Source organism: Bradyrhizobium sp. 45 (assembly GCF_023073155.1).
Lineage (GTDB): Bacteria > Pseudomonadota > Alphaproteobacteria > Rhizobiales > Xanthobacteraceae > Bradyrhizobium > Bradyrhizobium canariense_D.
In genome coordinates this window covers 45,896-69,235 of sequence record NZ_JADPIX010000012.1, presented here as the reverse complement: position 1 = coordinate 69,235, position 23,340 = coordinate 45,896, and the positions used below count along the sequence as shown (strand labels likewise).

The following is a 23,340-nucleotide window of genomic DNA, read 5'->3' as shown; positions in this document are numbered from 1 at the left end:
CAAGACCCGTACTGCCCGGCCAAATTGCTGGCGCTGACCAGCACAGCCAGCACCGTCAAGAGCACCATCGACGCGATGTCGGCGAACGGCGGCACCAATCAGACCATCGGGCTGCACTGGGGCTGGCTGTCGCTGCTGCAGCAAGCGCCGCTGAACGCGCCGGCCGAGGACGTCAACAACGTGTACCAGCACGTGATCATCCTGTTCACCGACGGCCAGAACACGGTCAATCGGTGGAACGGCGACGGGTCCATGACCTCGTCCTCGACTGAACGCGGCAAGATCGACACGCGAATGGAGGCTCTGTGCACCGCCGTCAAGGCCAAGAACACGACCATCTACACGGTCCAGCTCGACGACGGCACCGGGGTGTCGCCCGTGCTTCCCAAATGTGCGAGCGGCTCGGCAAACTTCTTCATGCTGAGCAACCCCAGCGAAATCGACGCCGCCTTCACCCAGATCGGCACATCCATTTCCAAGCTGCGCGTTTCGAAGTAGCCCCACATATCCATTTTGCTTGATATTGGCCCGGGGAAGCAAAGGCTGAAACAGCAGGCAGAGCCCGCCAAGGGCGAAATCGCATCCTCACGTGAGCGCCAACGCGCGTCACATGTTGGCTCGGCGGCTGACCTTCGCGCGAGCGATCGTGACGTCCAGTTCGCGAGCTAGACCGGACCGTCTCTCATGCAAGAGCGGAATCGCAGTTTGACCCGAAGCGGACGTGAGCTCCCTCGGAGCCTACGGTCAGCCGATGATTCAATGCGAACACGCGTAGTCAGATTTGATGAGCAGTGCGGAACCCATCGAGCCCAGCACGCTGAAATTGTACAAGCAAGATTAAGCAATCTTTAGATGAGCACCAGATATTGATACTCCAGGAGGGGTCACGGATCCCAAACGATGCGATAGATGGACAGAGTGATGCGAAATGAAGGCTTTGTCTTTGCGGTCCTCAATGCTTATCGGTTCGCCTGACCATCGCGATCGATAGGACCGACGTCACGAGCATGAGGATGATCAGTCCGACAGCGATTGCTACAATTCGCTGCCGGATTGACTGCTTGATCGTCGATCCGGAGAATTTTTTCAGTCCGTTAAGAGCGAGGATCCGTTGTCTCGTGCCTCCGTAGAGGCATATCCGACGTACTCACAGTCGAGCTTCCTTTCGGTCAGCCCCGTCAGGCGGTCCAACTCCATTCATTCTTCAGTCAGGCTGAAATCGAAAGTTTCGGCAGGCGGGTCTTGGTGAACAGCCCCGAACTGGCTCAGCGGCAACCTTATCGTCACCGAAGAGGAGTAAAGGTCTGTGAGTTCGAGTTTGAGCTGTTGGCCGGCTTCCATTTGAGCCGCCACCGTTGGTTCAATTCCACGTGCTGCGATGCAGATGTTGGTGAGACACCAGGTGAAAGGAACCTGGACAGGACTGCCTTGATCTACCGTCACCTTGACTCCCTGCTGCAGATTTGCCCCTTGCGGAACGAACAGCTGCAGGCGAGCGGGACCGTCAGCTCGTTCGATCAGATCGACACGGGCCACGATCTGATCGAGATCGTCCGTGGCGGTTGACGTCGATCGGCATATGTTGGTTCGATCGGATGAGGCGAAACAAAGCTTTTTCCAGGTTGAGAAATGGATGTTCTCAGGCAGCCGCAATCGTGGCGGCTTCGACGGAGGCTCCCGCTGGGCAGAAGGGCCGTTGACTGGCTGCCCAAGCGGCGGAGCGGTCGCTGAATGCTTCTCCAGAAATTGCGATACCAAGGGCGACCAGATCGGCACCGCGTCGGCGAAATCGATCATGAAGTGCCCGTCGGTCCCAAAGGACGGGAGCATACGATAATCGGCATTTCCGCCCGCTTCGACAAAGGCCTGATGCATCCTCATCGTCAATTCCGGACCGAAGTAGCTGTCGTTTTCCGCGTAGATCCAAAGCATCGGTACGCGTGCGGTGCGGCCGAATTCGCTGGTGGCGGCAACGAGCTTGTCGGGAGCACAATTGTTGTTGGGTTTGCCGTCAACTCGGCCTCCGCGTCCCGCTGCAAAGGTAATGATGGCCTGAACTGATGACGGGTTTAGGCTCCCAAGAGCAATCGAGCCCCATCCGCCGCCCGACTGGCCAACGACGATGACCTTACCCGGCTGGATCATCTTCTTCTTGCTCATGTAGTCGATGACCCACTCGTTCAGAGTGGCGATGGCGAGCCCGGGACCACGGAAGTTTGGGTTGTCGCAGCTACCGACGTGGGCAAAGACGGCTCCGTAGAGACCCTGATCTTTATCATCGAGACTGCTGGCCCCGTACCTGACGGGCGAGATGACCACATAACCGCGACGTGCAAACCAACGTGCCGCGTCCCGATACTCGATCGCCGGAAACATCGTCCGCTGGTTGGCTTCCAGCGAAATTCCATGGTTCATAACCACTAGCGGAAACGGACCATCTCCGACCGGCCGTACCAGGAAGGCAAGCACCGGCAGTGGAAACGGCAGCGCCCAAATTTCCTCTTGGATTACTTGTCCCGCAGTTCGGTCATCTGCCGCGGCTGGGGAATGGACTGCCGAGGGGAAAGCCAGCAAAAGAAGAATGGCCAGCAAGTGCTTCAGCATCTTCTTTCTCCGACGATCTGGTCTGGGTCTGACGCTAGGTCTCGGAGGCAGGAATCCGTTGATTTGGATCAAAGCGACCAACCGCAAGTTCCCGACGTCGTGCGGCTTAGTGGCCTAGCAAAAAAAGCGTCGTCGGAAACTCGGATGAGCGTGCACCGCCTTTCATGCGGCTCCTGGCTTTTTGACGGCCTTAGGGCCTGTTTCGAGCTTTAACCCCGCCGCCGCTATCGTCGTTGGTCTGCTTGTGGGCCTGAAGGCGAAGTATCCGGCACGCCGGCAGCTAGGGCCATAGCGGACATCGAGAATACGCGGGCAAATCGGTGCGAATGACCCGAAGCGGAGCACCTTGAAAGTGAGGTCAAGTCATGAATCCGGGCATGAAGCATCGGACGCGCGGATGGCCGTCTATGTAATGCCTCCAGACCATTGTACGGCCGAAGCGGTTTGGTTCTGTGACAACCGCACCGTCAGGTACGAGCACCCATTCGCCGTCGATGAGGACGCGGTAACGGCCCCGACTGGACTCCCAATCGGCATCGGACACTATGTATCCGTCGGCATCAGTACAGCACTTTCCAAATTCGCTCTGCAAGCTTTCAAACCAAGACTTCAGCGCAGAGTGGTCGTATCGGCCATCGTCGCGTGCAAGGACCGGCGTCAGTAGCAACGCTGAACCCAGCAACGATGCCGCAAGTTTCGCTGGAAACATCTGTTTGCCTCCGCGATATTCGCCGGCCGATCCGCTGGCTTGGTGCGGCTTAGGCTGGCAACCCGGTAACTAAATCCGTTGCAACTGCCGCTGACGATCGCTCGATGCTGTGATGGGACAGTTCATTCCCATCCCCACTGAGGTGAGTCCGGAAATTCGAGCGAAGGTTCAAATACGACAACGCTTCAACTAAAGGTCAGTGCAGCTGCTTCTTTGGCCTAGCCTGCCCTTAGCCGACCTCTGGGATGGCGCCGAGCTTGTCCGCTCATGACGGCGTAGCCGACCAAAGCCCTCACAGACTTAAGGAAATGACCCACGGTGCATGAGTCTGCACGGCATCTGTTGCGGATCTCCACAACCGCGTTCGTCAACGACGATTGCGATCTAGGGTGCGTCGCCTTTATGGCCTATTCGGCAACTCGCGACAGCTCCGCAAGGAGCTTCAACGCATCATTCAGCACGGCCCGATCCTGCGCTCGTTCAGCGGCCGCATCACCCGTGAATTCGCCATGCGTCCGCGCATTCTGATTTCCCTTCGGCGCGCCTGATCTCCGTGCGCCGCCGTGCATGCGGCAGCGAGACTTGCCGTGCACTGCAGGCGCGCGGCAGGCGAGGCCGCTGCGCGTCCCGGCGCCGCAGCGCGGGCTCGTCCACATCGCGCCGGTGTTGCGGATGTGATCGCCGCTCATGCATTGCTGCCCTGTCTGGATTCGGCCCGTTCGTATTCGCCGGCCTCACGCGGCGGGACCAGTCCTGCGGCTGCCGCAGCGTGCGGCTCCGCGACGATCATGCTGGCGTGCTGGGTCACGTTGCCCACGATCGCCCTGCCGCCGTCCTGCACCGACAAGTTCCGGACCGTGATCGCGCGCTCGCCGTTGTTGCGGTGGCGGCTGAGTGCCTCGATCTGGCTTGCGAAGGTGCGGGCCAGCCGGGTCAGCGCGCGTGTGAGGCTCTCCTGCTGCGGAATGTCGTCGGTGAGGGCGAGGCGGCAGGCAGAACGCATCGTTGCGGCGTGAACGGACACCATCTGCACTGCGAGCATGGCCTCGATCGAGTCCTTCGGCGCGATGCTCTTCACCAGCGAGATCATGAAGGCGAGATTGGCTTCATCGGGCTTCCGTCCGGTCACGCTGGCCTTCACCAATTGCTTGAGGAGACCATGCAGCGCGTCGCGGTCGGCGGCACCGAGCGCCTCGGCCAGCAGCCGTTCGCCGGCCTGGGGGTCGGCATGGCGGATCGCAATCCCCCGCTTGTAGAGCTTGATCCGCGGGCTCGCGTCGGGGCCGCTGCGATCGTTTGCCGCAACCGGCAGCGTGCTGTGGCGTTTGGCAGATGTCGTCATGTGCTGTGTCCTTTGCCCGCGCGGGCTCACTGCGCGCGACATCGATCGCTCGGCTTGCGCGCCTGTGGGATTTTCGGGATGTTGATGAAGGGCTTACGCGCAATCGCCGCGCGACGCCCCATGGTCGGGCGGCGTGGACGCTGACGATTGTTGCGATGATGCCATTCTGCCGGTGTTTTGCCCGACGTGTCAAACGAAGATTGCGAAGCGCGCAATCCTCGTTCGTGCAAATCCTCGTTCGTCCAAGTTCTTGATCTCGCAAGCGTCGGCTACTGTGCATGGGGTTGTTTTTGCGTTTTTTGTTTCGAACCGGCTCCGACCTGCCGCGCGACGGAATGCCGGCCCGCAAACGCGATTGCGAAATCCGCCGCGGCCGCTCATCATGATTCGCGAATGCGCCGCGACCTGCAAAAGCGGCGAGAACTTCTGGGGAGAGAACGAATGCAACGAACGCTTCGCCTGCTGGCGATCGTCGCCGGATTGTGCGTGACGACGGAGGCCTTCGCGCAAAAATATCCGGTGCGGCCGGTCAAGATCATGGTCGGCTTCAGCGCGGGCGGCCCGGTCGACGTCGTCGCGCGCATCGTCGCCGATCGGATGAGCAACAAGCTCGGACAAGCTTTCGTGGTCGAGAACCGCGCCGGCGCCAACGGCATGATCGCGGCCGAAGGCGTCGCGCGTGCGGAAGGCGACGGCTACACGATGCTGGCCTGCAACTCCTCCACCATCACGCTCAACAAGACGCTGTTCAAGGATATCCGCTACGACCCGGAAAAGGACTTCGCGCCGCTCACCACCGTCGTGTCGGCGCCGCTCGTGCTGGTGGTCAATCCGGAGAATTCCAAGACGGCCAACATCAACACCGTCGCGGATCTCGTCGCCGCGGCAAAGGCTGCGCCCGGCGCGCTTGCCTACGGCTCGGGCGGCAACGGCAACCTTGCCCATCTCGCCATGGAGCTGCTCAGCGAGAGGGCCGGCGTCAAGATGATCCACGTGCCCTATCGCGGTGGTGCTGCGTCCGAGGTCGGTATCCTCGCGCAGGAGGTCCTGGCAGTGTTCGATCCCTTGTCCGCCGTGCCGCTGGTGAAGGCCGGCAAGCTGCGCGCGCTCGCGGTGTCCTCCGCCGAGCGGCTGCCGGCGTTGCCTGATGTGCCGACCGTCGCGGAAGCCGGCTATCCCGGCTTCGACATCTCGTTCTGGGTCGGCTTCTTCATGCCGAAGGCAACCCCCGCGCCGACGCTCGAGATGCTGCACCGGGAGATCGTCGCCGCAGCCAACGATCCGCTGTTACGGGAGCGGCTGGAGACGCAGGGCGTCGTCAGCGTGCTGAGTTCGGCCGACTACGCCGCCAAGATCGCGAAGGAGATCAAGGAACTCGCCGAAGTGGTGGCGGCGGCGAACATCAAGGCGGAGTAGGGCGTCTGCTTGGCGTGCTGCCGGCCACCTCAGCCAGCCGCTCGAGCAGCGGGCGCTGTCCTGCGTTGATCTTCTCGTGCGCTGCTGCGAGCGTGAACCATTCGGCACGATCGACCTCCGGGAAGGTCTGACGTTTGCCGCTGCGTGGCGGCCATTCCATCTCGAATGTGTTGCTGCGAATGCTGCGCAAATCGACGTCGAACTCGGCCGCGAACGCGGTGACGATCTTGCCGCCGCGCTGCCTGACCTGGCCAAGCGAAGTCAGCGGCGTGGACAGCTCAAGCCCAAGCTCCTCGGCAAACTCCCGTCGCGCGGCGGTTTCTGCGTCTTCGTCTGCGTACTCGCCCTTCGGAATCGACCATGCCCCGAGGTCCTTGTTGCGCCAGAACGGTCCTCCGGGATGAACGAGCAGAACCTCGAGCTCCCCACGTTTGCGATAGGCAATGATCCCGGCGCTTTTCGATGGCATCGCAGGTTCCGTTCAGGCGGCGCATTCGGCCGGGAAAAAGTGGAACAGACGCTTTTAGCGCAGGTTAATAGCCAACGCTTTGACCGAACAAGGGAGTGAACCATGATCCGCCTGTTGGCAACGACCGCCTTAGGGCTGGTGCTGGCGAACGCCGCCTTTGCGCAATCGCCAAGCAGCAACACCAAGTCTGAGCAAACGCCGCAATCCCAGTCCAATTCCGCAGCTCCGTCCAACACGTCGCCGTCTGGCGCGGCACAAACACAGCAGTCGCGATCGCAGCCGCAGCAATCATCAACGCCCGGAGCGTCGACACAGAATACCCAGGCGACCACTCCGTCTTCCGGATCGGCCAATTCCGGCTCCGGGACCAACGCCACCAACAGCGCGGACACGTCCTCGCGGCCGCCCAGTGGTACGGCAAACTCCAACGCGGCCGGTAACCAGCCCGCCTCGCAGCAGAGCGCCAATCCGCCGGCGGCGAACTCGAACCAGACGCAGGATCGCTCCAACCCTCCGTCGAACAATACCAATCAGGCGCAGCAGGCGCCTGGTTCATCTGGTACCAACCAGGCCCAGCAATCGCCAAACACGCCGAGCAGCAATCAGGCGCAAGACCAGCGGACCGGTGCCAATTCACAGGCCGCCGCCCGCACTGACGTCAACCTCAACAAGCAGCAGGAGACCAAGATCAGCGCGTCCATCTCGCATCTCAACGTGCGGCCGCTGACCAGCGTCAATTTCTCGCTCAACGTCGGCACGGTGGTGCCGCGCGATGTCCAGCTATCGACGCTGCCACCCGATGTGGTCGAGATCGTGCCGCAATATCGCGGCTACAGCTTTGCGCTGGTGAAGGATGAAATCGTCGTGGTCGATCCGGCGACATACAAGATCGTAACCGTGCTGCCGTACTCGGGACAATCCACCGCGACAACGACGACCACGCGTGAGCGCAGCGCCAGCAAGTTTTCGGATCGCGATCGCGAAGTGATCCGCAAGCATGCGAAGACCCGCACCGAGGGACGGAGCGAACGACAGACCACCGGCAGCACCGCGCGGTCCGAAATCCATGTTGGTGACCGCGTTCCCGAGAGTGTCGAGGTCGAGGAATTCCCGAGCACCGTCTATCGGGACGCGCCCGACCTGCGCGAGTACCGCTACATCCACCGCGATACGCGGACCTATGTCGTCGAGCCCCGCGAACGCCGCATCATCGAGGAGATCGACTAGTTCGCGGCCACTGGAAGCCGCTCCATCGAGCGGCTTCCGGATTTGCGCATCAGCCCGAAGATCGTTCGCGCGCTGCAAAACGGATGGCGCGGGCCTTCGCGCTCTTTCCCGCCGCACGCGCGGCGATCATGCTGCGTGCCTTGCCGTGGGTGTTCTTCCGGATCAGAGACGCGAGCCGCTTGCGTGCGTGGCTGGCGGTCAATCGCGCCGCCAGTTGCTCGGCCTTGCGAATGATGGTGGCGACCGAGGGCGTCAGGTTCACCGGAACCCAGGCGACGTCCTTCGTCTTGGACAGGCTGCCGATGCCCTCGCAGGGTGCTTCGCGCGGCAGGTCGATCCGGATCGCGAGGGCTTCCGCGCGTTCGGTCCAGTCCTCGGCCCTGGTGCCGGTGATGATGCGGACATAGTCGCGTGTCTCACGCGGCAGCTCGCTCTCTTTGGCGAGCCATTTCTGGATTCGGCCGGGACCTGCGTTGTAGGCGGCTGCGGCAAGGCCGAGATTGCCGAAATCGTCGCGCAGCTTGCGCAGGAACTTGGCCGATGCCGGCAGCGCCTTCATCGCATCGAACGGATCATCTAGCCCGACCTCCGCTGCCGTTTCCGGCATGAACTGCGCGACGCCCTGCGCGCCGGCCTGGCTGACCTCGTTGGACTTGAAGCGGCTCTCCTGCCAGATCAAACGCGCGAAGAACGGCACGGGAATGCCGCTGGCTTCGGCAGCTCCGCGAAGCGCGTGGCAGAAGCGTTCCGTCGGCGAAACCGGCGCCTGCGCGACGGGTTCGACCGTATCCGGCGGCTCGGGGGTCTCCTCATAGGCCGCACGCGCATTGGCGAGCTCGAGGGCCTGCACGCTTGCAAGGAACAGCTCGACCACCGGAACAAGTGACGAGGCCTGAGTGTTTTGAAGAACGGCGTGATCGAAAGCTGATGGTTGGCGGGACGCCGACGGATCGAAGTCGCACATCAGAATCATGAACGCGGCGCACGCCGCGACGACAAATCGCATTGCTGGAGCAACCTCGAACTGTGGGTGAACGGCCAGCGATGCGCCGGCGATAAGGAGTTATTAACCGAGCGATTGCGGCAAAGCTGCGGTCTCGTCGGTTCCCACGGTGTTACTACGGTGTTCCGCGGGAAACTCTCTTCTCCGCGATTTTGCGGGGTGGGCGAATTGGGACGAGCGAGATGATGCGGTGGATGCTTGGCGCGGTGATTTCGCTGGCGGCGATCTCTTCGGCGCTTGCGCGCAATCTCGATGCGGCAGCGGTAAACGATGCTGCGCGTCCCGCAAAGCAACCTGCTAGCGACAAGCTCAACGCCGCGATCGTGAAGCTTCAGATTCTGCTCGACCGTGCGCGGTTCTCGCCCGGGGAGATCGACGGCAAGCTCGGAGAGAACGCGCAGAAGGCACTGAAAGCATTCGCCGAGCAGAACGGCGTTGCATCGGATAAAACGATCGCGCCCGAGCTTTGGGACAAGTTGAACGCCGCGAGCGAAGGCGCCGTCCTCGTCGAATACAAGATCACGGACGCGGATGTGAAGGGCCCGTTTCTGAAGGAGCTGCCCGGCAAGCTTGATGACATGAAGCCGCTGAAGGCGCTGAGCTACACCAGCCCGCTCGAAGGGCTTGCCGAGAAATTCCACATGAGCGCCGATCTGCTCAAGGCGCTCAACCCGGCCTTCGACAAGGTGGGAGCGACCATCGTCGTTGCAAACGTTCCGGCGCGGCGAGAGCTTCCGAACATCGCGCGGCTCGACGTCGACAAAAGGAACGGGACGCTGAAAGCATTCGACCAGGGCGCCACCCTGATCGCGTTCTATCCCGCGTCAATCGGAAGTCCGGATCGTCCGACGCCGAGCGGTACGCTCAAGGTCACCAGCACCCACGAGAATCCGGTTTATCACTACAACCCTGACTACAAGTTCAGAAGCGTCAAATCGAAACAGCCGTTCGATGTTCAGCCGGGCCCGAACAATCCGGTGGGAGCATACTGGATCGGCTTGTCCGCACAGGGGTACGGCATCCACGGAACGGCGGAGCCCGACAGGGTCAGCAAGTCCGCGTCGCATGGCTGCGTCAGGTTGACCAATCGGGACGTGCGCGCGCTGGGCGAGCACGTCAAGCGCGGCACACCGGTGGTCTTTCTGGATGCGCCGACGGACTCCTCGTCCGAGCAGCGGCGGAAGTCCGGCGGTAGGCGCGCCTCGAACTAGTCTTTGGGAAAGTCCTTGCGCATCGCGATTTCGGCGGCATCACCGGGCGACAGCACGGTCTGGTCGAACGCTGCTTGCCCTCGTCATGATATCGTAGAGCGAGATGCCCTTGATGGCTTGCCCATGAGCTCGCGGACGCAGTCGGCGAGCGTGCCGTTGTAGACGGGATAGGGCGGACCTCGATCCTTTTGCCTCTGGCCCTTCAGCGACGGTCACTTCTTCAGTTCGGCCGGCGCGTCATAGGCGACCGGCGATATCTCTTTGAACATGCGCTTGGCCCTGAAGGCGCGGGTAGCCCCGAAGCCTGGGGCCGCCCTGTAGACGCTCGTTGAAGAATTAGTTCAAATCAGCCGGCAACAAAAGCGAGCAGGGTGCCGTTCGCCTTGGCCGGCGGCACGCAGATCGCAGGTCCGCTGCGCACGGCTGCCGAACCAAGCGCCTTGTCGGTGGCAGCGAGATCGCCGCTGACAAGCACCAGGGCAGCGCCACCGCGTTCGGAAAGACCCGCGAGCGGCACGCCGGGATAACGTTTGCCGAGCTGCTCCAGCGTCAAGTAAACGAATTCGGCACGATCGCCACCGGAGGGCACGGTCACTGCGCCGTCGGCTTCAGCCTTCGGCTCGCGGTCGATCAGCTGTCCCAGATCCGCGGCTTCCTTCGCGGGCTCGGGCGTCGCGATCAATGTCTGCTTGATCCGCTTGGCCGCATTGGCGTGCTTCATCAGCTCGGGAATCCACACCGTCTCTGGCGTCTTGTGCTGGCAGGCAAAAATGCGCACGCCGCCGGGCGCTTCTGCGGTCGGCCACATGAAGGTGCGGAATTTCGCCGCCGAGATCGTGCCATCAGGCAGCGTCACGGGCCGTTCGAAATCGGTCGGGCCGATCGGCTCCAGGCCACGCGCGCGGATTTCCTCCGCGCCGGCGGTGGAATCGACCGCTGTGAAGGCGATGCGCTCGATGCCTTCGCCGCGCTGGTCGAGGAAGGCACGCGCCGGCGCGTTGTGCTCGGTCGCCGCGAGCACGCCGAGCAGCTCCATATAATCCGGGTCGAACATGATCGTGTAGTTGCCGGTGCCCATATGTGCGCTGTGGGTGCCGCGCGGCGAGATGGTGAAGCCGAGCTGCCGGTAGTTTTCGGCGGCTTTGTCGAGGTCCTGCACCATGACCACGGCGTGGTCGATACCGATGACGTTCTTGAGGGCCACTGTTCTTTCCCCGAGTGCAAACTGACTGGACCGCCGTCGGCGGCCGCAAATCCTGTCTACGCCGGATAGGCGGTCAAGTCATTTTCAAATCGGTGGGACATGCGGAAATTTCATTCCGTGAAGCGCGATATCTGACACTTGATGGCGTCAGCGCGCCTGCTCGATATAGGCGGCGAGGATGGCGCGCTCCTCGCTGGTCATTTCGGTGATGTTGCCCGGCGGCATTGCATTGGACCAGGCGGCGACGCGGCCGATCAGGCGGATGTTGCGATGGATGTGCTCGGGCGCGTCCAGCAATATGCCCTTCGGCGCGGTGACGATGCCGGCCCAGACCGGTTCGGCGGCGTGGCACATGCTGCAGCGGGACATCACGATCTCCTCGACATTGGCAAGCGTCGGCTGCGCCGACAGCGCGCTTGTCTTGACCTCGCGCGGGCCGGCCGCCGAGAGGAACAGGATCGCGATCACGCCGACCGCTGCGACGCCCCACACCCACCACGGCGATTTGCGCCCGGCGTGCCGCTCGTTGAAGAAATGGCGGATCACGGGGCCGAGCGCCAGGATGATTGCGACGATGATCCAGTTGAAGCGGGTGGCATAGAGCAGGGGATAGTGGTTGCTGATCATCAACACGACGACAGGCAGCGTCAGATAGTTGTTGTGGACCGAGCGCTCCTTGCTGGTCTTGCCGAGCTTCGGATCGGGCGCCTGCCCTGCGAGAAGGGCGGCTACGATCTTCTTCTGGTTCGGGATGATCAGCGCGAAGACGTTGGCAACCATGATGGTGCCGATGATCGCCCCGATCTGGTTGAAGGCACCGCGCCCGCTCAGCACGTGGGTGAAAGCATAGGTCAACGCGACCAGGAACAGATAGCCGCCGATCGCGAAGGGCAGCTCGCGCTGCGCCAGCCCGGTACGGCAGGCGCCTTCATAGAGCAGCCACGCCAGCGCGAGGCTGCAGAGGCTGAACAGGCCGGCCTGGAATGGCGTGAGATCGAGGATCGACTTGTCGACCAGGAACAAATCGGCCTCGAGATAATACACCACCACCATCAGCGCGAAGCCGGACAGCCAAGTGGTGTAGGCCTCCCATTTGAACCAGGTCAGCTCGTCCGGCATCTGCGCGGGCGCGACCAGATATTTCATGATCCGGTAGAAGCCGCCGCCATGGACCTGCCAGGCCTCGCCCTGGACGCCCTCCGGCAGCTTGCTGTCAGGCCTGAGGCTGAGGTCGAGGGCGATGAAATAGAAGGAACTGCCGATCCAGGCAATCGCGGCGACCACGTGCAGCCAGCGGAGCAGCAGGCTCGCCCATTCCGATATGATGGATCCCCACATGATCACCCCAACGGATGCGACTCCAATGCCGCAGCTTCATGACCGCTACCGGCGGTGCCGCCCTTACAATGTGTCGCACCGATCAGCCGCATTTTCCAGTACGATGGGCTGCGGCTGATGCACATCGTGCGGGCATGAGCTGACGTGGGATTCGGCAGGCATTTGACCTGTCGCAGAACGTTTGCGCGTCGATCGGCGTTGATGCGCAATACGTGAAGGCCGGGAGGAAACGATTTGAAGAACAGGATTTCATTCGCGGCGATGTCCGCGGGATGGCTGGCCGCGGTCGCGACCTGCGCACAGGCTGAGGCGGTGCTGCAAGGCAAGGACGCCTACGGCGATTGGCAGGCCGACAAGCCCGGCACGGTCAGGTTGATCCGGCCGCAGGATCTGGTCAGGCCCGGCGCCACGCGGTCGGTTGCGAGTTCGTCGCGCGTGGTGCCGCGCCCGTCGGAGGGGGCGCTTCAGGTACCGGCCGGCTTCAAGATCGAGCTGTTCGCCGAGGGCCTGCGCGCCCCGCGCATCGTGCGCGTGGCGCCGAACGGCGATGTCTTCGTCGCCGAGACGCGCGCGGGCAACATCCGCGTGTTGCGCGCCGGCGATGGCGGCAAGGCCGCGACCAACGAGGTCTTCGCTGCCGGAATGAGGCAGCCGTTCGGCATCGCCTTCTTCCCGAACGGCGACAATCCGCAATGGGTCTACGTCGCCAACACCGACAGCGTCGTCCGCTTTCCCTATCAGGCCGGCGATCTCAAGGCGCGCGGCAAGGCGGAGACGATCGTGGCAAGCCTGCCCCATGACGGCGGTCATTCCACCCGCGACATCGTCTTTACGCCCGACAACAAGCGCATGCTGGTGTCGGTCGGCTCGCTCAGCAACGTCGCCGAGGGCATGGGCACGCCGCCAGGTGGCCTGGAAGCCTGGTCGAAGGCGCAACCGCTCGGCGCAGCCTGGGCGAGCGAAACCGAGCGCGCGACCGTGCTCGCCTTTACCCCCGAGGGCAAGGAGCGGAAGATCTACGCCACCGGCATCCGCAACTGTGTCGGTCTTGCGATCCAGCCGCAGACCGGGCTGCCCTGGTGCTCGACCAACGAGCGCGACGGGCTTGGCGACGATCTCGTGCCTGACTATGTGACGAGCGTGAAGGAGGGCGCGTTCTACGGCTGGCCGTGGTTCTATATCGGCGGCAACGAAGACCCGCGTCACGCCGGAGCGCGGCCGGACCTCAAGGACAAGGTGACGGTACCCGATGTGCTGGTGCAGCCGCACTCGGCCTCGCTCGGCATGACCTTCTATCAGGGCGCGCAGTTTCCGTCCGAATACCAGGGCGATGCTTTCGCGGCCGAGCACGGCTCCTGGAACCGGTCGAAGCGCACCGGCTACAAGGTGATCCGCATCCGGATGAAGGACGGCAAGCCGACCGGCGAGTACGAAGATTTCGTCACGGGGTTTGTGGTGAGCGATACCGAGGTGTGGGGGCGGCCGGTCGGAGTTGCCGTGGCGAAGGACGGATCGCTGCTGGTGTCGGAGGACGGCAACGGGACGATCTGGCGGGTGACAAGCGTGCCGCGATGAAGGTGTACCCTCGCCCCTTGCGGGAGAGGGTGGCTCGCCGCGCAGCGGCGGGACGAGTGAGGTTCTATCGGCGAACTCCTCTGCGTGTGCGGAGAGAAACCCCTCATCCGGCGCTTCGCGCCACCTTCTCCCGCAAGGGGAGAAGGAAGAGCAGCGTGCTTAGGATGTCTACCCCCGTCTCACACTCGCTCCGCCATCCACCGGCAACGTCACACCGGTGATGAAATTCGCCTCGTCCGAGGCCAGGAACAGCGCGGCATTCGCGACGTCCCACCCCGTGCCCATCTTCTTGCGCAGCGGCACCTTGCTGTCGCGCTCGGCTTCGACTTCGGCGCGGGTCTTGTGCCATTCGCGGGCCCGGGTGTCGACGGCCATCGGCGTGTTCATCAGGCCCGGCAGGATGACGTTGGCGCGGATGCCGTATTCCGCATTCTGGTAGGCGAGCTGTTCGGTGAAGGCGATCATCGCCGATTTCGTCGCCTTGTAGGCGACGTAAGGGTAGGTGGTGATCGCCGCCATCGAGGAGATGTTGATGATCACGCCGCTTCCTTGCGCGCGCATGATCGGGATCACCTCTTTCGCCGCCAGAATGCAGCTCTTCAGATTGATCGCGACGACGCGGTCGAACGCCTCCTCGGTGATTTGCAGCAGCTCGGCGTCGCCGCCGGACAGGCTGACGCCCACATTGTTGTGCAGCACGTCGATCCGGCCCCAGCGCGCCTGTGCCTCCGCGACCATTGCCTTGATGTCGGCAGACTTTGTGACGTCGGCCCTGAACGCCGCTGCCGTGCCATGCTGCGCGGCGATCATGGCGGCGGTTTCCTGCGCTGATTCCAGATGATGATCGACGCACAACACCTTGGCGCCCTCGCGCGCGAAGGTCAGCGCCGTGGCGCGGCCGTTGCCCATGCCTTCGCCCGGGCTCTGCCCGGCGCCCACAACGACCGCAACCTTGTCCTTCAAGCGCATGTTAGTTCACTCCCGGAATCGGGTACTGCTGGAGTACCTCTTTGTAATATGGCTCGTTGTCGATCTTCATGGTGGCGAGCACACGCACCACGCCGCAATAGAAGGCGATGGTCAGCACGAGGTCGACCATATGTTCGTCCGAGAGGTGCTGCTTGATCTCTGCAAAGGTCCCGTCCGAGATCGCGAGTTCGCGTACCATCTCGCGGGCACCTTTCAGGATCGCCTTGGCCTGTGGCTCGAGCGTCGAGGGCTTGCTCTCGGTCTCAGCCATCAGGCCGGCGATGTCATCATCGGTGACGCCGAACTCCCTGCCGATCTTCACGTGATGAGTGAACTCGTATTCCGACTTCTCCATCCAGCCGACCTGGAGGATCGCAAGCTCCCGCAGGCGCGGATCGAGCTTGCTCTTGAAGCGGATGTAGCCGCCGATGCCGTTGAAGGCGCGCGCCATATCCGGCGAATTGATCAGCAGCTTGTGCAGATTGGTGTTGTGCTTGAGCATGTCGCGATATTCGGGCGCGACCTGGTCGGCCTCGAGATAGGGCAGGCGAGCCATCCCTGATGTTCCTTTCAGTGTTCTTGTGATTCACGTTCGGGGGCTTGTAGCGTCACGCCGCCGTCGACCACCAGCACCTGGCCGGTGATGTAGCGCGCAAAATTGCTGAGCAGGAATTTGACGGCATGGCCGACGTCCCAGCCGGTGCCTTCCGTTTTCAGCAAGGATGCCTTTTCCCGCTGGACGCGAGCCTGCTCACTCATGCCGCGGGCATAGACCATCGGCGTGTACATCGGCCCGGGACAGATGCAGTTGACGCGGATGTTCTCGCGGCCGTGATCGACCGCCATCGCGCGGGTGAGACCGATGATGGCGGCCTTCGAGGTCGTATAGCTCGTGAGCCCGCGTGGCCGCAGCGCCGAGATCGAGGAGATGTTGACGATCGCACCGCCCTGCGCGGTCCGGATCATCGCAGGGATCGCGTGCTTGGAGAGCAGGAACATGCTCTCGACATTGACCTGCATGACGCGGCGATATTGCTCGGGCGCTTCGTCGACCACGCTGCCGCGGCTCCCGATGCCGACATTGTTGTCGAGGAAATCGAGCCGGCCCCAGCGGTCGAGCGCGGCTTCGACCAGTGTCTTGCAATCGCTCTCCCTGGTGACGTCACCGCCATGCGCCGCGGCCGTGCCGCCTTCGGCTGCGATCATCTCCACGGTGCGTTCGGCGAGCTTGAGATCGCGATCGGCCACCAGCACTTTGGCGCCGGCGCGAGCCAGTAGAATTGCGGCGGCGCGGCCGTTGCCTATGCCGTCGCCCGCAGCGCCCCCGCCGCTGACCAGCGCCACCTTGCCGGCGAGACCGGGATCGTCCTCGGGCCCCTGCATGTCGTTTCATCCCAAATATTTTCGTGCAGTCTAGCAATCGCGCGGAGCGGCGAGAAGGGCCGGCTCCCGCTTTCATGTCATTGACATCGCATGGAATTGCATGCCGCCGCGCGAGAAGGGCGAACGATCGACCCGCGCCGTTAGGAACCGACCTCACGCAATCGCGTTTGTTGCGGAGCCTTTCCCGCGCTAGGCTCTGTCCCGGGGCTTCCCAAACGCCAGTGGCTTGCCGATGAATCTGCTCGATCCACAAGGGCCTGTGGCTGCGGCCAACAGCACCATCCTGGTCGATTCCGTCTTCATCATGCTCGCGATCGTGGTGCCGACCATTTTCGCGATTTTGGCCTTTGCGTTCTGGTTTCGCGCCTCGAATCCCAAAGCAAAGTTTCAGCCCGACTTCGTCTATTCCGGGCGCGTCGAGATGGTGGTGTGGGCGATCCCCGCGCTCACCGTGATCCTGCTCGGCGGCGTCGCCTGGATCGGCTCGCACCAGCTCGATCCCGCGGCACCCGTGCCCGGCACCGGCAGCCCGGTTCGCATCCAGGCCGTCTCGCTCGATTGGAAATGGCTCTTCATCTATCCGGACCAGCGCATCGCCACCGTCAATACGCTGACGGTGCCGGCAGGCGCCGAGCTGAATTTCCAGCTGACGTCCTCGAGCGTGATGAACACCTTCTTCATCCCGCAGCTCGGCAGCATGATCTACACCATGAACGGCATGGTGACGAAGCTGAACCTACGCGCCGACAACGAAGGCAAGCTGCAGGGACTGTCGGCGCATTTTTCCGGCGACGGATTTCCGGACATGATGTTCGACGTCAACGTGGTCTCGCCGCTCGCCTTTCCGGACTGGGTCGCGACCACGGCGAAGAGCGATGCCGTCCTCAATGAGGACAGCTACAAGAAGTTGATGCAGCAGGGCATCGAAAAAGGCAGGCCAAGCTACAGGCTCGACGATCCCCGACTGTTCGACCTGATCGCGACCCAGCACATTCCGCCAGGACCCGGTCCGGAGCTCGCATCCGAAGCAGGCCGGTCGCACAGTGGAGGCGATGATGCTCGGTAAGCTCGATTGGTCGGCCATTCCGTTCGATCAGCCGATACCGCTGATCGCAGGCGCCGTGGTGTTGGTCGGGATTCTCGGCGTGCTGGCCTGGGTCGTGGTGAAGGGGCATCTGCCCTATCTCTGGCACGAGTGGATCACCAGCGTCGACCACAAGCGGATCGGCGTGATGTACATCCTGCTGGCCTCGGTGATGCTGCTGCGCGGCGGCAGCGACGCCATCATGATGCGGATTCAGCAGGCGGTCGCCTACCAGTCGCAAGGCTATCTGCCGCCGGAGCACTACAACCAGATATTCTCCGCGCACGGCACCATCATGATCTTTTTCGTGGCGATGCCGTTCGTGATCGGACTGATGAATCTCATCGTGCCGCTCCAGCTTGGCGTACGAGATGTCGCTTTCCCGACGCTCAATTCGGTCGGCTTCTGGCTGACCGCGACCGGTGCGCTGCTGGTCAATCTCTCGCTCGTGATCGGCGAGTTCGCCCGCACCGGCTGGCTCGCCTTTCCGCCGCTGTCGGAACTGTCCTACTCGCCGGGCGTCGGCGTCGATTATTACGCATGGTCGCTGCAGATCTCCGGCGTCGGCACGTTGGTGGCCGGCATCAATCTCGTGACGACGGTGCTGAAGCTGCGCACCAAAGGCATGAACTATCTGCGCATGCCGATGTTCTGCTGGACCACACTGGCCTCGAACCTCCTGATCGTCGCGGCTTTCCCGATTTTGACCGCCACCCTCGCGATGCTGCTGCTCGACCGCTATCTCGGCTTCCACTTCTTTACCAATGAGGCCGGCGGGAATGTCATGATGTTCATGAACCTGATCTGGGCCTGGGGGCATCCCGAGGTCTACATCCTAGTTCTGCCGGCCTTCGGCATCTTCTCCGAGGTGGTCTCGACCTTCTCCGGCAAGGCGCTGTTTGGCTATCGCTCGATGGTGCTGGCGACCATGGCGATCTGCGTCATCTCCTTCATGGTCTGGCTGCATCACTTCTTCACGATGGGAGCGGGTCCCGACGTCAACGCTATCTTCGGCATTGCCAGCATGATCATCGCGATACCGACGGGAGTGAAGATCTACAACTGGCTGTTCACGATGTATGGCGGACGCATCCGCCTCGAGACGCCGATGCTGTGGTCGATAGGCTTCATGGTCACCTTCATCATCGGCGGATTGACGGGCGTGCTGGTCGCGGTGCCGCCGGCCGATTTCATTCTCCACAACAGCATGTTTCTGGTCGCGCACTTCCACAACGTCATCATCGGCGGCGTGCTGTTCGGCGCCTTCGCCGGCTTCGAGTACTGGTTCCCGAAGGCGTTCGGCTTTCGCCTCAACGACCGCTGGGGCAAGCTCGCATTCTGGTTCACTTTCCTCGGCTTCTACGTCACCTTCATCCCGCTCTACGTCGCCGGCATGCTGGGCATGACGCGGCGCATGCAGCACTATGACGTCGCGGCGTGGCGGCCATGGATGCTGGTTGCAGCGGTCGGCATGGCCGTGCTGACGATCGGCGTGATCTGCCAGATCGTGCAGCTCGTGGTCAGCATCCGCAACCGCGAGGCCCTGCGCGACCGCACTGGCGATCCCTGGGACGGCCGCTCGCTGGAATGGGCGACGTCGTCGCCGCCACCCGTTTTCAACTTCGCTTTCAATCCCGATGTGCGCGGCGAGGATGCCTATTGGGACATGAAGGCTCATGCCAAGCAGCAATCGCTCGATCATGATGCGCCCGAGTATCATGACATCGAGATGCCCAGGAACTCGCCGACCGGGTTCGTCTGCGCGTTCTTCGCCACCGTCATGGGCTTTGCGCTGATCTGGCACATCTGGTGGATGGTGATTTTGGGCGGTATCGGTGCGTTCGCGACATTCGTCGTGTTCGCCTGGCGCGACCATGACGAATACGTCATTCCGGCCGAGGAGGTCGCGGCGATAGACCGCGTCAACCTCGAGGAGCGGCGCAGCCTCGTCAGCATGGCGGGGACAGTCTGATGTCAATGACCGCGACCGCCGGCCGAGCGCACGCCGATCCCCATCACATCGGCCTCGTTATCGAGCATCCCGGGCCGGCGCCGAAGCGCATCGTGACCGCCTATGGCTTCTGGATCTTCCTGCTCTCCGACATCGTGATGTTCTCCTGCTTCTTTGCGGCCTACGCGGTGCTGGCCGACCAGACCGCCGGCGGCCCGAAGGGTTCGGAGATATTCGAGCCGCGAAACGTCGCGATCGAGACGGTCTGCCTGCTGCTGTCAAGCTTCACGTGTGGCATGGCGAGCATCGCGGCCGATGTGCGCAACCGGCTGTGGTTCTATCTCGGGATGGCCGTGACGTGTTTGCTCGGCCTCATCTTTCTGGTCATTGAGTTTCGCGAATTCGCTGATCTCGTTGCCCGCGGCTATGGCCCATCGCGCAGCGCTTTCCTGACCTCGTTCTTCTCCCTCGTCGGCTGCCATGGCCTCCACGTCTCCGCCGGCATATTGTGGCTGCTCACCATGATGGCCCAGGTCTTCGCAAAAGGTTTTCGTGCCGACGTGCTGCGCCGGATGATGTGCTTTGCGCTGTTCTGGCACGCGCTCGACATCGTCTGGGTCGGAGTTTTCTCCGTCGTCTATTTGCTTGGGAGTGGCGTATGAGCGATCAGACGCATATGCCGGCCGGCCATGATCTTGCGCCGGGCGATGAGGAGCAACACAGTGTCGGGACGCGCATCCTCGGCTACGTGGTCGGTCTTGTTCTCGCGTTGCTGCTGACGGCGACGTCGTTCTTAATCGCGGGCACGGATCTGGTCTGGCAGCCTTCGATTCCCGTCGCGCTGATCGTGCTGGCGATCGCGCAAATGGGCGTGCATCTCGTGTTCTTCCTGCACATCACCACCGGCCCCGATAATACCAACAACGTGCTGGCGCTCGCCTTCGGGCTGCTGGTGGTGTTCCTGGTGGTCGGTGGCACCGTCTGGATCATGGCGCATCTGAACGCGAACATGCCGGCCATGGATCAGATCATGCCGATGCGCCGCTAGCGCATTGTGCAAAAAAGAAGAGCCGCTTGTTGTGACAAGCGGCCCAAGCTAGGGAGGAAACGCCCGAGCAAAGCAATCGGGCCGGAGCCGGATTGCCGCTAAAGAAACGCTCGCGCAAAGCGCTCGCGTACGCTTACAAATGCAGCAACTCCCGATAGAGTTCAATTCCGGATGAATACTGTCTTCGGCTGCCGCTCACGGCTGCGTGATGAGCTTCGCTATTTTGGCCGCCGGCAATTGTAGGCCTTGCGGAAGCCCGCAGCCTGGGCGTCGTCCTCCGAGCAGAACCAGCGGTCCGGCTTGGTGGTCGCGGGGTAGCTCGGGCAGCCCCGTAAATGGTAGATGCCGATATTGCCGGTCACGCGCGCGCGCACCGCAAGCTTGCCCTTGATGCCACAGCTCGGCGGCATCGTCAGATCCTCGGGAAACAACACCGCGCGAATCTCCTTGTCGCGGTCGGCGCGGCAGGCGGCGCCCAGGAGCGCGCCGTCCTTCTTGCCGGTGCGGAATTCTTGCGGTGCAACAAAGCAGCCCTTCCAAATTCCGGCCGAGGTTGATTTCGCATCGGCCGCGGCCGACTTGACGTTCGCCTTGACCGGCTCGCGGGCGATGGCATAGCCCAGCTTGACGAGCTGCTCGTTCAAGCTGGTCTTGTCGCCTTCGGCCGTGCAGATCGCGCGGTGCCGCTTGCCAAAACTCTTTTCCGGTCCGACATCGTCGCAACGCACCGATCGCTTGCCAATCAGCTTGGCGAGCTGGTCGCGGGCCTCGACCCCGCAGGTCCAGGGATCGGCGTGGTCGTCGATGCAGACCTGGTCCAGCTCGGGTGCGTCGACGCCGTCGAGTCGGTAGGTGACGTCGCCGAGCTGGATGGCGTTGCCGTCGCGGACCGTCGCGGCGGCGGTCAGCGCCGAGGCGGGGCCGGAGGTGCCCAGAAATCCGGACAGGGCGAGAAAGCAAACGAACGCAAAAGCGCGGGCGTTGGCAAAGGATTTTCGGAAGGACATAAGGTCTCGCTATCGATGGCTCGTGCGCCTTGTTCCTAGCATCCGGATGTGGCGATACCAATGGTCTGCGCCCCGCGAAGTGCGACATTGGGGCCTCGTGGCTTTACTCGGCCGCAGCTCTGATCCTATCGTTCGCCGGCCTCGTGGAGCGGAGGCCGAATCGCCCGGGAAGCGGCGAAGGGAGGAAAAATTTGTGATGAATGACCCTGTGGACGTCCTGATCATCGGCGCCGGCGCTTCAGGCGCGGCGGTGGCATGGTCGCTGGCCGAGACCAAGATGCATATTCTCTGCCTGGAGCAGGGCGGCTGGATGAACCCGGCGGAATATCCCAGCACGGGCCGGGACTGGGAGGCCAAATTCTACGGCGAGTGGTCGTCAAGCCCCAACGTCCGCGGCCGGCCCGAGGACTATCCGATCAACGACGACAATTCGCCGATCAAGGTCGTCAACTACAATGCGGTCGGTGGCTCGACGGTGATGTACACCGCGCACTGGCCGCGGCTGCATCCCTCCGATTTCATGGTGAGGACGCTCGACGGCGTCGCCGACGACTGGCCGATCGATTACGACGCGCTGACCCCGTTCTTCGAAGAGAACGACCGGATGATGGGCACGTCTGGCCTGTCGGGCGACCCGCTCTCGCCGCTGACGCATCCGCCGATGCCGCCACAGCCGATGGGATTGTCGGGTGCGATCATCGGCAAGACCATGAACAAGCTTGGCTGGCACTGGTGGCCGTCGGATACGACGGTCGCGACCATGGACTACGAGGGCCGCGCGCGCTGCATCAATCTCGGCCATTGCACGCCGGCCTGCGCGCAAGGCGCCAAATCCTCGACCGACATCACCTATTGGCCGCATGCGGTCCGCGCCGGTGTCGAGCTGCGTACGCACTGCCGTGTGCGCGAGATTACCACCGACGAGAGCGGCATGGCCACCGGCGTGGTCTATTACGACAAGGACGGCGTCGAGCAGTTTCAGCCGGCGCATGTCGTTATCGTCGCCTGCAACGGAGTCGGCACGCCGCGGCTGCTGCTGAATTCGGCATCGAACCGCTTTCCGAACGGGCTTGCCAATTCGTCCGGCCCGTCGGCAAGAACCTGATGTTCCATCCCTATGCGCAGATCTACGGCTATGTGAAGGAGCCGACCGATAGCAACCGCGCGCCGCCGACCTGCCTGTGGAGCAAGGAATGGTATGACACGGACCTGTCGCGCGGCTTCGTGCGCGGCTATGGCGTTCAGTTCGTGCGCGGCGCGGGGCCGGTGTTCGAGGCTATCGTGAGCGAGCAGAAGGGCATTCTGCCGTGGGGCGCCGATCATCACCGCGTCTTCCGCAAGCTCAACGGCCACCGGATCGGGTTTTCCGCGATCTGCGAGGACCTGCCGGAGGAGCATAACCAGGTCACGCTCGATCCGGTCTTGAAGGACAGCCACGGCATTCCCGCGCCGAAGATCGACTACACGATCAGCGAGAACAGCCGGAAGATGATGGAGCATGCGCTGGCGCGCGGGCGGGAGATTCTCGAAACCGCGGGGGCGAGCGACATCTGCGTCAACTCGCCGATCCCGTGGGGCGGCTGGCACCTGCTCGGCTCGGCACGCATGGGCACCGACCCCGAACGCTCCGTCGTCAACGAATGGGGCCGCTCGCACGATGTGAAGAACCTCTTCATCGTTGACGGCAGCATCTTCGTCACCTCAGGAGGCGTGAACCCAACGTCCACCATCCAGGCCCTCGCGCTCTACATCGCCGACCAGATGAAGCAGCGCCTCGCCAATCTCTTCGACTGAGGCCAT

Annotated in this window: 20 protein-coding genes and 2 pseudogenes; 10 read left to right on the top strand and 12 right to left on the bottom strand. The window is 62.8% G+C overall.

The window, feature by feature from the left end; genetic code table 11:
* Positions 1 to 498: pseudogene (locus tag IVB42_RS02280) on the top strand (pilus assembly protein TadG); the annotation flags it as partial.
* Positions 499 to 1,197: 699 nt separating this feature from the next.
* On the opposite strand, the gene IVB42_RS42175 reads toward IVB42_RS02280, so the two are convergent.
* The 4 genes from IVB42_RS42175 to IVB42_RS02255 form a co-directional block, all read right to left on the bottom strand.
* Positions 1,198 to 2,604, bottom strand: coding sequence for an invasion associated locus B family protein (locus IVB42_RS42175; RefSeq protein ID WP_345947098.1), 1,407 nt, complete (start codon positions 2,602 to 2,604; stop codon positions 1,198 to 1,200).
* A gap of 358 nt (positions 2,605 to 2,962) precedes the next feature.
* Positions 2,963 to 3,313: a hypothetical protein gene (locus tag IVB42_RS02265; protein ID WP_231188750.1), complete on the bottom strand. Its 351-nt coding sequence runs from the start codon at positions 3,311 to 3,313 to the stop codon at positions 2,963 to 2,965.
* Positions 3,314 to 3,720: 407 nt separating this feature from the next.
* Positions 3,721 to 4,002, bottom strand: a complete 282-nt coding sequence (locus IVB42_RS02260; RefSeq protein ID WP_204510536.1) for an HGGxSTG domain-containing protein — start codon at positions 4,000 to 4,002, stop codon at positions 3,721 to 3,723.
* Entirely contained in the window at positions 3,999 to 4,655 is a 657-nt protein-coding gene (locus IVB42_RS02255) for a hypothetical protein (RefSeq protein WP_247394644.1), read from the bottom strand. Before IVB42_RS02255 ends, IVB42_RS02260 begins: the two co-directional genes overlap by 4 nt.
* A 441-nt stretch (positions 4,656 to 5,096) precedes the next feature.
* Here IVB42_RS02255 and IVB42_RS02250 point away from each other — a divergent pair, with 441 nt between their 5' ends.
* Positions 5,097 to 6,071: a tripartite tricarboxylate transporter substrate binding protein gene (locus IVB42_RS02250; RefSeq protein WP_247394641.1), complete on the top strand. Its 975-nt coding sequence runs from the start codon at positions 5,097 to 5,099 to the stop codon at positions 6,069 to 6,071.
* Here the strand turns inward: IVB42_RS02250 and IVB42_RS02245 are convergent.
* The gene (locus IVB42_RS02245; RefSeq protein WP_247394639.1) at positions 6,058 to 6,540 is read right to left on the bottom strand and encodes an NUDIX domain-containing protein; all 483 of its coding nucleotides are present in this window, start codon (positions 6,538 to 6,540) and stop codon (positions 6,058 to 6,060) included. The genes IVB42_RS02250 and IVB42_RS02245 overlap by 14 nt on opposite strands.
* 102 nt (positions 6,541 to 6,642) lie before the next feature.
* On the opposite strand from IVB42_RS02245, the gene IVB42_RS02240 reads away from it, so the two are divergent.
* Complete coding sequence (locus IVB42_RS02240; RefSeq protein ID WP_018457184.1) at positions 6,643 to 7,767, top strand: DUF1236 domain-containing protein; 1,125 nt, start codon at positions 6,643 to 6,645, stop codon at positions 7,765 to 7,767.
* Between the two features lie 49 nt (positions 7,768 to 7,816).
* Here the strand turns inward: IVB42_RS02240 and IVB42_RS02235 are convergent, their stop codons facing one another.
* A complete protein-coding gene (locus tag IVB42_RS02235) occupies positions 7,817 to 8,773 on the bottom strand; it encodes a lytic transglycosylase domain-containing protein (RefSeq protein ID WP_018457183.1) in 957 nt (318 codons plus the stop codon).
* Between the two features lie 179 nt (positions 8,774 to 8,952).
* Here IVB42_RS02235 and IVB42_RS02230 point away from each other — a divergent pair, with 179 nt between their 5' ends.
* Positions 8,953 to 9,981 (top strand): L,D-transpeptidase, encoded by a 1,029-nt coding sequence (locus tag IVB42_RS02230; RefSeq protein ID WP_247394636.1) that lies wholly within the window; start codon positions 8,953 to 8,955, stop codon positions 9,979 to 9,981.
* A 346-nt stretch (positions 9,982 to 10,327) separates the two neighbouring features.
* Here the strand turns inward: IVB42_RS02230 and IVB42_RS02225 are convergent, their stop codons facing one another.
* Together IVB42_RS02225 and IVB42_RS02220 are read right to left on the bottom strand one after the other, a co-directional pair.
* Positions 10,328 to 11,185, bottom strand: coding sequence for a VOC family protein (locus IVB42_RS02225; RefSeq protein WP_085362223.1), 858 nt, complete (start codon positions 11,183 to 11,185; stop codon positions 10,328 to 10,330).
* Between the two features lie 147 nt (positions 11,186 to 11,332).
* Positions 11,333 to 12,523 (bottom strand): urate hydroxylase PuuD, encoded by a 1,191-nt coding sequence (locus tag IVB42_RS02220; protein WP_085362224.1) that lies wholly within the window; start codon positions 12,521 to 12,523, stop codon positions 11,333 to 11,335.
* Between the two features lie 234 nt (positions 12,524 to 12,757).
* Between IVB42_RS02220 and IVB42_RS02215 the strand changes: the two genes are divergently transcribed.
* Complete coding sequence (locus IVB42_RS02215) at positions 12,758 to 14,098, top strand: sorbosone dehydrogenase family protein (RefSeq protein WP_247296324.1); 1,341 nt, start codon at positions 12,758 to 12,760, stop codon at positions 14,096 to 14,098.
* Between the two features lie 168 nt (positions 14,099 to 14,266).
* Here the strand turns inward: IVB42_RS02215 and IVB42_RS02210 are convergent, their stop codons facing one another.
* From IVB42_RS02210 to IVB42_RS02200, 3 genes are read right to left on the bottom strand one after another with little or no spacing between them, the layout of a single operon-like run.
* On the bottom strand, positions 14,267 to 15,067 hold the full coding sequence (locus IVB42_RS02210; RefSeq protein WP_085352069.1) for an SDR family NAD(P)-dependent oxidoreductase: 801 nt from the start codon (positions 15,065 to 15,067) through the stop codon (positions 14,267 to 14,269).
* A 1-nt stretch (position 15,068) separates the two neighbouring features.
* Positions 15,069 to 15,623, bottom strand: a complete 555-nt coding sequence (locus tag IVB42_RS02205; protein WP_247394633.1) for a carboxymuconolactone decarboxylase family protein — start codon at positions 15,621 to 15,623, stop codon at positions 15,069 to 15,071.
* A 14-nt stretch (positions 15,624 to 15,637) separates the two neighbouring features.
* Positions 15,638 to 16,450, bottom strand: a complete 813-nt coding sequence (locus IVB42_RS02200) for an SDR family oxidoreductase (protein WP_085352071.1) — start codon at positions 16,448 to 16,450, stop codon at positions 15,638 to 15,640.
* 232 nt (positions 16,451 to 16,682) lie between these two features.
* Between IVB42_RS02200 and IVB42_RS02195 the strand changes: the two genes are divergently transcribed.
* From IVB42_RS02195 to cyoD, 4 genes are read left to right on the top strand one after another with little or no spacing between them, the layout of a single operon-like run.
* On the top strand, positions 16,683 to 17,516 hold the full coding sequence (locus IVB42_RS02195) for a cytochrome ubiquinol oxidase subunit II (protein WP_247394631.1): 834 nt from the start codon (positions 16,683 to 16,685) through the stop codon (positions 17,514 to 17,516).
* Positions 17,506 to 19,506: a cytochrome o ubiquinol oxidase subunit I gene (gene cyoB, locus IVB42_RS02190; protein WP_247469658.1), complete on the top strand. Its 2,001-nt coding sequence runs from the start codon at positions 17,506 to 17,508 to the stop codon at positions 19,504 to 19,506. Before IVB42_RS02195 ends, cyoB begins: the two co-directional genes overlap by 11 nt.
* Positions 19,506 to 20,147: a cytochrome (ubi)quinol oxidase subunit III gene (locus IVB42_RS02185; RefSeq protein ID WP_018457173.1), complete on the top strand. Its 642-nt coding sequence runs from the start codon at positions 19,506 to 19,508 to the stop codon at positions 20,145 to 20,147. The genes cyoB and IVB42_RS02185 overlap by 1 nt, the downstream gene beginning before the upstream one ends.
* On the top strand, positions 20,144 to 20,533 hold the full coding sequence (gene cyoD / locus IVB42_RS02180) for a cytochrome o ubiquinol oxidase subunit IV (RefSeq protein ID WP_247394629.1): 390 nt from the start codon (positions 20,144 to 20,146) through the stop codon (positions 20,531 to 20,533). Before IVB42_RS02185 ends, cyoD begins: the two co-directional genes overlap by 4 nt.
* A 218-nt stretch (positions 20,534 to 20,751) precedes the next feature.
* Here cyoD and IVB42_RS02175 read toward each other — a convergent pair whose 3' ends face one another.
* Positions 20,752 to 21,540, bottom strand: a complete 789-nt coding sequence (locus IVB42_RS02175; protein ID WP_247394626.1) for a thermonuclease family protein — start codon at positions 21,538 to 21,540, stop codon at positions 20,752 to 20,754.
* Between the two features lie 196 nt (positions 21,541 to 21,736).
* On the opposite strand from IVB42_RS02175, the pseudogene IVB42_RS42170 reads away from it, so the two are divergent.
* Positions 21,737 to 23,334, top strand: a pseudogene (locus IVB42_RS42170) (GMC family oxidoreductase).
* Positions 23,335 to 23,340: the final 6 nt, after the last annotated feature.

Coding starts and splice junctions, on each gene's coding strand:
- IVB42_RS42175 (WP_345947098.1), bottom strand. CDS start 2,604: ATGCTGAAGCACTTGCTGGCCATTCTTCTTTTGCTGGCTTTCCCCTCG.
- IVB42_RS02265 (WP_231188750.1), bottom strand. CDS start 3,313: ATGTTTCCAGCGAAACTTGCGGCATCGTTGCTGGGTTCAGCGTTGCTA.
- IVB42_RS02260 (WP_204510536.1), bottom strand. CDS start 4,002: ATGAGCGGCGATCACATCCGCAACACCGGCGCGATGTGGACGAGCCCG.
- IVB42_RS02255 (WP_247394644.1), bottom strand. CDS start 4,655: ATGACGACATCTGCCAAACGCCACAGCACGCTGCCGGTTGCGGCAAAC.
- IVB42_RS02250 (WP_247394641.1), top strand. CDS start 5,097: ATGCAACGAACGCTTCGCCTGCTGGCGATCGTCGCCGGATTGTGCGTG.
- IVB42_RS02245 (WP_247394639.1), bottom strand. CDS start 6,540: ATGCCATCGAAAAGCGCCGGGATCATTGCCTATCGCAAACGTGGGGAG.
- IVB42_RS02240 (WP_018457184.1), top strand. CDS start 6,643: ATGATCCGCCTGTTGGCAACGACCGCCTTAGGGCTGGTGCTGGCGAAC.
- IVB42_RS02235 (WP_018457183.1), bottom strand. CDS start 8,773: ATGCGATTTGTCGTCGCGGCGTGCGCCGCGTTCATGATTCTGATGTGC.
- IVB42_RS02230 (WP_247394636.1), top strand. CDS start 8,953: ATGATGCGGTGGATGCTTGGCGCGGTGATTTCGCTGGCGGCGATCTCT.
- IVB42_RS02220 (WP_085362224.1), bottom strand. CDS start 12,523: ATGTGGGGATCCATCATATCGGAATGGGCGAGCCTGCTGCTCCGCTGG.
- IVB42_RS02210 (WP_085352069.1), bottom strand. CDS start 15,067: ATGCGCTTGAAGGACAAGGTTGCGGTCGTTGTGGGCGCCGGGCAGAGC.
- IVB42_RS02205 (WP_247394633.1), bottom strand. CDS start 15,623: ATGGCTCGCCTGCCCTATCTCGAGGCCGACCAGGTCGCGCCCGAATAT.
- IVB42_RS02200 (WP_085352071.1), bottom strand. CDS start 16,450: ATGCAGGGGCCCGAGGACGATCCCGGTCTCGCCGGCAAGGTGGCGCTG.
- IVB42_RS02195 (WP_247394631.1), top strand. CDS start 16,683: ATGAATCTGCTCGATCCACAAGGGCCTGTGGCTGCGGCCAACAGCACC.
- cyoB (WP_247469658.1), top strand. CDS start 17,506: ATGCTCGGTAAGCTCGATTGGTCGGCCATTCCGTTCGATCAGCCGATA.
- IVB42_RS02185 (WP_018457173.1), top strand. CDS start 19,506: ATGTCAATGACCGCGACCGCCGGCCGAGCGCACGCCGATCCCCATCAC.
- cyoD (WP_247394629.1), top strand. CDS start 20,144: ATGAGCGATCAGACGCATATGCCGGCCGGCCATGATCTTGCGCCGGGC.
- IVB42_RS02175 (WP_247394626.1), bottom strand. CDS start 21,540: ATGTCCTTCCGAAAATCCTTTGCCAACGCCCGCGCTTTTGCGTTCGTT.